Annotated in this window: 6 protein-coding genes; all 6 read right to left on the reverse strand. The window is 53.9% G+C overall.

Annotated elements, in window-relative coordinates:
- A partial coding sequence (locus ABJQ89_RS12760; protein WP_348496596.1) for a hydantoinase B/oxoprolinase family protein occupies positions 1-1,410 on the reverse strand: 1,410 nt, incomplete at its 3' end.
- Positions 1,410-3,494, reverse strand: coding sequence for a hydantoinase/oxoprolinase family protein (locus tag ABJQ89_RS12765; protein WP_348496597.1), 2,085 nt, complete (start codon positions 3,492-3,494; stop codon positions 1,410-1,412). The genes ABJQ89_RS12765 and ABJQ89_RS12760, both read right to left, overlap by 1 nt.
- Before the next feature lie 91 nt (positions 3,495-3,585).
- On the reverse strand, positions 3,586-4,488 hold the full coding sequence (locus tag ABJQ89_RS12770) for a LysR family transcriptional regulator (RefSeq protein ID WP_348496598.1): 903 nt from the start codon (positions 4,486-4,488) through the stop codon (positions 3,586-3,588).
- An 88-nt stretch (positions 4,489-4,576) separates the two neighbouring features.
- Positions 4,577-5,359 (reverse strand): HpcH/HpaI aldolase/citrate lyase family protein, encoded by a 783-nt coding sequence (locus tag ABJQ89_RS12775; protein WP_348496599.1) that lies wholly within the window; start codon positions 5,357-5,359, stop codon positions 4,577-4,579.
- A gap of 10 nt (positions 5,360-5,369) precedes the next feature.
- On the reverse strand, positions 5,370-6,170 hold the full coding sequence (gene hpaH, locus ABJQ89_RS12780; protein ID WP_348496600.1) for a 2-oxo-hept-4-ene-1,7-dioate hydratase: 801 nt from the start codon (positions 6,168-6,170) through the stop codon (positions 5,370-5,372).
- On the reverse strand, positions 6,167-6,864 hold a 698-nt coding region (locus ABJQ89_RS12785), incomplete at its 5' end, for a fumarylacetoacetate hydrolase family protein (protein WP_348496601.1). The genes hpaH and ABJQ89_RS12785, both read right to left, overlap by 4 nt.

Below are 6,864 nucleotides of genomic sequence, written 5' to 3' on the forward strand. Positions count from 1 at the left end.
GACGCGATCAAACATGGCTTGGATGTCAAACTCATGCCCTTCCTGCGCACCCACTTCCATATACTGGCCAAGACCACCGCGTGTCTTACCCGCACCGCCGCTATCAGGGCGTAGTTCTTTGCGCCAAATGATCACCGGTCCTGCATGTTCTGTCGCCTCGATCGGCATGGTCATCACGCCAGATGGAAAGGCGGTTGCGTTCAAACCGTCATGTTCGGGACGTGCGCCCGAACCACCAGAGTTAAAGGTCAGAACTTCAGAGCGACGCGCATCTTCGGGCGCGGGCGCATCAGTGCGCGGGCGCAAGGAGACTTGGAAATTGCACAAGCAACCAGCCCCTTCCGCAGGGACCAAACCGGGCACAATTTTATCAAAGGCATTGAACACAACATCAGGCACGAAATGCCCCACGATATGGCGCAAAGCGACCGGCGCTGGGTGGAGCGCGTTCACGATGGTGTTTTCGGGCGCTGCAATTTCAAAAGGCGCAAGTGAGGCCGCATTGTTTGGAATTTCAGGCGCAATCGCGACCTTAAGCGCGTAGCAGGCATAAGCCTTTGCGTAGACCAGCGGGCAATTGATGCCCTTTTTGTCCAGACCGGAAGAACCGGTGAAATCGGAGATGATCCTATCACCCTCGACACTGACTTTCACCTTGAGCGTGATCGGCGCATCAAAGCCATCCACGGTCATCTCGCCGTGCGCCGCGGTTTGGGGCAACGCGGCGATGCGTTCAATCGTTGCGCGACGGGAATTGTCTAGGATGAAATCTGCGATGCCGCTTAGATCATCCAGATCAAACTCTTCCATCATATCGATCAAACGACGATGTCCAATTTCGTTGCACGTCGCGAGCGCATAGATGTCGCCGATCAATTGATCCGGCTCACGCACGTTGCCGCGAACAATGCGCACGAGCGTCTCATCAACTACGCCTTTGCTCGCGAATTTCATGATCGGGATGTAAATCCCTTCCTCATAAACCGAATGTGCATCCGCGCCAAAGCCACGCCCACCCACATCGACGACATGGGCCGTGCAAGCAAAGAAACCCACCAGTGCACCTTCATGAAAGGAAGGCGATACCATCGTGATATCGTGCAAATGCCCTGTCCCCTCCCAAGGGTCATTGGTGATGTAAACGTCCCCTTCATGGATGTTTTCACGGCCAATACGGCGGATGAAATGTGCAACAGCATCGGCCATCGCATTCACGTGGCCCGGCGTTCCTGTGACCGCTTGCGCCAGCATGTTGCCTTGCACGTCATAAACCCCAGCGGACAAGTCCCCTGCCTCTCGTACGGAGGTCGAAAAGGCAGTGCGCACCAATGCCTGTGCCTGCTCTTCCACGACAGAGATCAGACGGTTCCACATGACCTGATAGGCCACTCTTGATTGCTGTTTCGCCATCAATTCGATCCCTTCAACATAATATCAACGCACCCATCCGCCTGACACATCGCATCTCGGCTGCTTGGTACGATGATTGTCGTTTCCGCCTCGGTGATCAAAGCAGGGCCTTGCACGCGATGCCCAGCGCCGAGCTGATCGCGCAAGACGATGCTTGCCTTGCAAAACGAGCCCTCTGCCGCATCGAAAACGTCGCGCGTGCCATCTTGAACGGCTGCACTTCCCGCGCCTATCTGCGAGACCAGTGTCACCTCTTCCTTGGGCGTGGTCGCGTTCACGGACCATACGGTAATCTCGATATCCATACCGTCAACAGGGCGGCCAAAGAGCTTGGTATAGTCTTCGATAAACCGTGCCTCAAAGACGTCTTTATCTGGGTTCATGGCTTGCGCTACGGTCAGATCAATTGGAATTTCCCAACCTTGCCCCGTGTAACGCATATAGACTTTGAACTCTGACATGATCGGGCTTTCGGCATCGCATGTACGCACAAATCCCGTCGCTTCGCTCTGCAGGTCCTTAAGTAGTTTTTTGATCATAGGGCCGTCGAAATCAGACAACTTCATGTAGACAGAGCGATTGGCCTCAAAACTAAAGGGCGCACGAAGGAACCCGATGGCTGATCCCACGCCTGCCCCTGGCGGCACGAGCAAACGATCAACGCCCAGCTTTTCGCAAAGGCGTCCAGCATGTAGCGGCGCGGCGCCGCCGAATGCGATCATTGTATAGTCGGACAGGTCTTCACCATTCTCAACCGCATGCACACGCGCGGCGTTCGCCATGTTTTCATCGACCACTTCGGCGACGCCAAATGCGGCCTCGACCGCGTCCATATCTAGCCTTTCGCCAACATGTCCCGTAAGAGCGTTTTCTGAGTGCTCTGGAAATAGCTTTATCGAGCCACCGGCGAAATTATCAGGGTCTAACTTGCCCAAAACGAGGTCCGCGTCCGTAACAGCGGGGCGCGTGCCATCGCGACCATAACAGGCCGGGCCCGGCTCTGATCCAGCGCTTTCCGGACCAACGCGAATTTGCTGCATCGCATCCACATGCGCGATTGAGCCACCACCTGCACCAATCTCGACCATATCGATCACGGGGATAGAGATCGGCATGCCCGACCCCTTTTTGAACCGATAGGTGCGCGCGACCTCAAAGACACGAGAAGTCTTCGGTGTCTGATTTTTGATCAGGCAAATCTTGGCCGTGGTGCCGCCCATGTCAAAGGACAACACCTTCTCAAGCTCGTATTGCGCCGCGATGTGGGCCGCGAAGACCGCGCCGCCAGCAGGGCCAGATTCAACCAAGCGTACGGGAAAATCAGCTGCATTCTGGATAGAAATAATACCGCCGCCTGAGTGCATCAGGAAAATGCGGCACGCAATCCCTTCGTCGCCCAAGCGCGCCTCGAGACGCCCGAGGTATGACGCCATCAAGGGTTTGATATAGGCATTGGCGACAACCGTGTTGAACCGCTCATATTCACGCATCTGCGGGCTGACTTCAGAAGAAATCGAAACTGACACATCCGGCAGCTTTTCGAGCAAAATCTCACGGATCATCTGTTCATGCTTCGGGTTCAAATAGGAATGGATCAAGCCAATCGCGACACTTTCAAAACCCGCTTCTGCGATCTGCTCAACAACGTCTTCAACATCGCTGCGCTGCAGATCGATCAATATGTCGCCCTTGGCATCCACACGTTCCGCAACGGTGAAGCGCATCTGACGCGCCAACAAAGGATCAGGCAAATTCAGGTTGAGATCATATTGCTCAAACCGGCTTTCGCTGCGCATCTCAATCACGTCGCGAAACCCTTGCGTGGTGATCAACGCCGTCTTTGCGCCGCGTCGTTCAATCAGCGCGTTGGTCGCCAAAGTCGTCCCATGAATGATTTGACCAATCTCGGACGGCGCAACGCCTGCCTTGACGCAGACCTGATGCATGCCATCGATGATCGCGTTTTCAGGAGCAGCGTAAGTTGTCAAAACCTTCGTCGAGAACACCTCACCCGCTTTTTCCAGAACGACGTCTGTGAACGTTCCGCCAATATCTACACCAAGACGAATAGATGTGCTGTTCATGTAAAACTCCAAGCCCTTTGATCGTATCGAGCCAGAGATGGTTCATAGTATCAAATTGTTTAAATTTACATATCGATCATTTTTATTGATCTTATGAGTCTTGTTTGATGGCCTGCTTCGCGAACTCAACCGCCTTTTGCACATAAAGCGGGGCACGGTCCGCGTGATAGCGAGCGTGAAAAGATAGCGCATCGGGAAGCCAATCCGTCTCAATGACCTGTAGCGCGCCGCTTTTGATTTCACTACGCACCAATGCGTGGGGGAGTAACGCAATTCCCAGACCTTCGGTCACCATTGGAACACAGGCTGATAGAGCATTGGAATGCGCGATACGGCCAACATTAAGCCCACGTTCCTCAGCGATTTGATGCAATGAGCGTGTTGCCAATGAGTGTTTGGCATGGGTCAGGATCGGGTATTCAAAGAGGTCATCCAAAGCGGGCTTGGCGCCAAGGTGTTGGGCGATGTCCGGCACCGTCACCCAGCAATAATTTTCATGCACGAGGTGCTCAGTCCCCGAGATTTGCGTCGGAAATGGTTCTGTTTGCAGCGCGAGATCGAGCTTGCCTTCGCGCAGCAACAGATCAATGGCAACGGACAGATCAACTTCTAGCTCGATCCTGAGGTTCGGATAGGCCTCTTTCAACAACCGCAAAAATTCACGCAGCCAACTACAAGCGACAAGCTCCGTTACTCCAAGGCGCAAACGTTCGTCGATCAAGTCCTGACGCTCGGCCTCTTCGATCAAGGCTTCACCTGCCCAAAGCACATCCCGCGCTTTTTGCAACAGCACCTCGCCGCTTTCCGTCAAGCGCACCGATCCAGCATCACGTACAAGAATGGTTTTACCCAGCGCCTCTTCCAACGCTTTGATGCGCGCAGACACGTTCGGCTGTGTCGTCCCAAGCGCCGTTGCAGCGCCGCGGAACGTGCCAATATCAACTACGAAGACAAAAGCTTCTAACTGCTTGAGCGTGAATTGGCTCTTTATCATGCCGAAGCCTTTGGTGAGAGAACTCTAAGTACCTTAAGCACTATCGCTCTGCTCGATCAATGCCGCGAGATGAATAGCCCTTTCGGTTTCAGATATCTCCTAAGTGAGCTTTGGCTACCTTGCTCGATTGGCGCATATTGCGTGCAAAAAGCGTCACATCAATCTCCGTCGCAATAAACGTCGCTCCCAATTCGCGACACTGTTTTTGCAGTTCTGTGTCCATCGTCAAAATGCCCGCCGCTTTGCCCGACGCAACAATACGTTTCATCGCATCAAGGACGGCTGCTTTCACCTCAGCATGCCCAGCTTGACCAATGAAACCCATATCTGCAGCAAGATCAGAAGGACCAATGAAGACGCCATCCAGGCCATCGACAGATAGAATGTCATCCAACTCTGCCATGCCCTTGAGATTTTCGACTTGGGCCAGCAAGCATATTTCGTCCCGAGCCGTCGTCAGGTAGTCGCCAATCCCTGCGAAATCCGAAGCGCGCGCTAAAGCCGCACCAACACCGCGCACCCCGTGCGGTGGGTAAGTCACTGCCGCGACCAACTCTCTCGCCTCAGCAGCGCTTTCCACCATTGGGATCAACAAGGTTTGCGCACCAGCATCCAAGAGCTGTTTGATAAGCCATGTTTCACCGATGGGTGGACGCACAATTGCATGACTGGAACGCGCTGCGAGGACCTGCAGCTGCGCGGTAATTGAACGCAAATCGTTCGGCGCGTGTTCGCCGTCAATAAGCAACCAATCAAACCCTGCACTTGCACTGATTTCAGCCACATAAGGGTCAGCCAAGCCCAACCAACATCCGAGTTGAAGTTCGCCATTGGCAATGGCCTGTTTGAATGGATTTTTAGGTGCAGGCATGAGAAATCCTTTAGGCGAAATTAATATCTACGTGTCCGAACGCACCAAAATCTGCGTGAATTTGCGCGCCAGAGGGGCATTCGATAGGCCTGATGAAGCTACCAGACAGGATAATCTGCCCCGGTTCAATACGTTGACTATATTGCGCCATACGGCGGGCTAACCAGACGACACTTTCTACCGGATCGTTTAGGACACCAGCACCGAGGCCTGTTTCTTCGACGTCACCATTGCGGGAGGTAATCGCCCCAACCCAACGCAGATCAAAGGCATCGATTGCATGACGCTGAGTACCCAGAACGACACCGGCATTTGCCGCGTTGTCACTGATCGTATCAAAGATTTTACGTGTTTCACCCGTTTGCGGATCGGCCCGCAAGATACGCGTATCGAGGATTTCAATCGACGGAGCCACATAGTCGGTCGCGGCAATCACATCATCGCGCGTTACCTCTGCGCCGCCAATGGCAGACTTCATCACAAAGGCAATCTCGGCTTCGATCCTAGGCTGAATGAACCGCCCTTTGGGAACAGTGGCCCCGTGATCAAACACCATGTCGTCGAACAATATCCCACTGTCCGGGATATCAATGTTGAGTGCGTATTGCATCGCTTTGGAGGTCAGGCCAATCTTCCAACCAACGACAGAGCGACCTTGCGCCAGCTTGGCCTCATAGATCGCGTTTTGAATGGCATAGGCATCGTCCATCCCCATCTCAGGATGGCGCTTCGTGAGCAGGCCGATTTGATCACCCGAAACCTCGGCAGCGAGCAAATCTTGGGCTGCTTTGATATGATCCTGCGGTGTCATGAGATCACTTCGTCTGCGATAGAATTGCGCAACGTGCCGATACCGTTGACTTCGACCTCGACAACATCGCCGGGTTTGAGGAACTGGGGAGGATCAAGGCGCGCGCCTGAACCTGTAGGCGTGCCGGTGACAATGATATCCCCTGGCTGAAGCGTCATGAAAGTAGAGATATATTCGATTTCGCGACGGATTGGATGCATCATGCGAGAGAGCACATCGTCCTGACGCACCGCCCCATTCACGCGGGTGATGATGCGCGCATCGTCCAATTGCGCCGCATCCGTGAACGGCACGAGCCATGGACCCATCGCTGCTGAGTTGTCCCAGTTCTTGCCTTGTGTCACGTTGAATTTCGCATGACGGACCCAATCGCGGATCGTCCCTTCGTTACAGATCGTTAGGGCTGCGATGTGATCATAGGCATCTGCTTGTGCAATACGGCGACCACCTTTGCCGATCACGATTGCAACTTCGCCCTCATAGTCCAATTGCGGGCTTTCTGGTGGGCGGATCAAAGGGCTATCATGCCCTGTAAACCCACTCGCGAAACGTGGGAAAAGCGACATGAATTTTGGCTGTTCAGATCCATCTTTGTATTCAGCATTTCGGTCGGGGAAGTTCACGCCAACACATAAGATACGGCGCGAATTGGGCAGAACCATTTCATAGTGAAAATCCGTGTGCGTCACGGATT

The sequence above is a fragment of the Planktotalea sp. genome (genome assembly GCF_039984035.1).
In the GTDB taxonomy this organism is placed as follows: domain Bacteria; phylum Pseudomonadota; class Alphaproteobacteria; order Rhodobacterales; family Rhodobacteraceae; genus Planktotalea.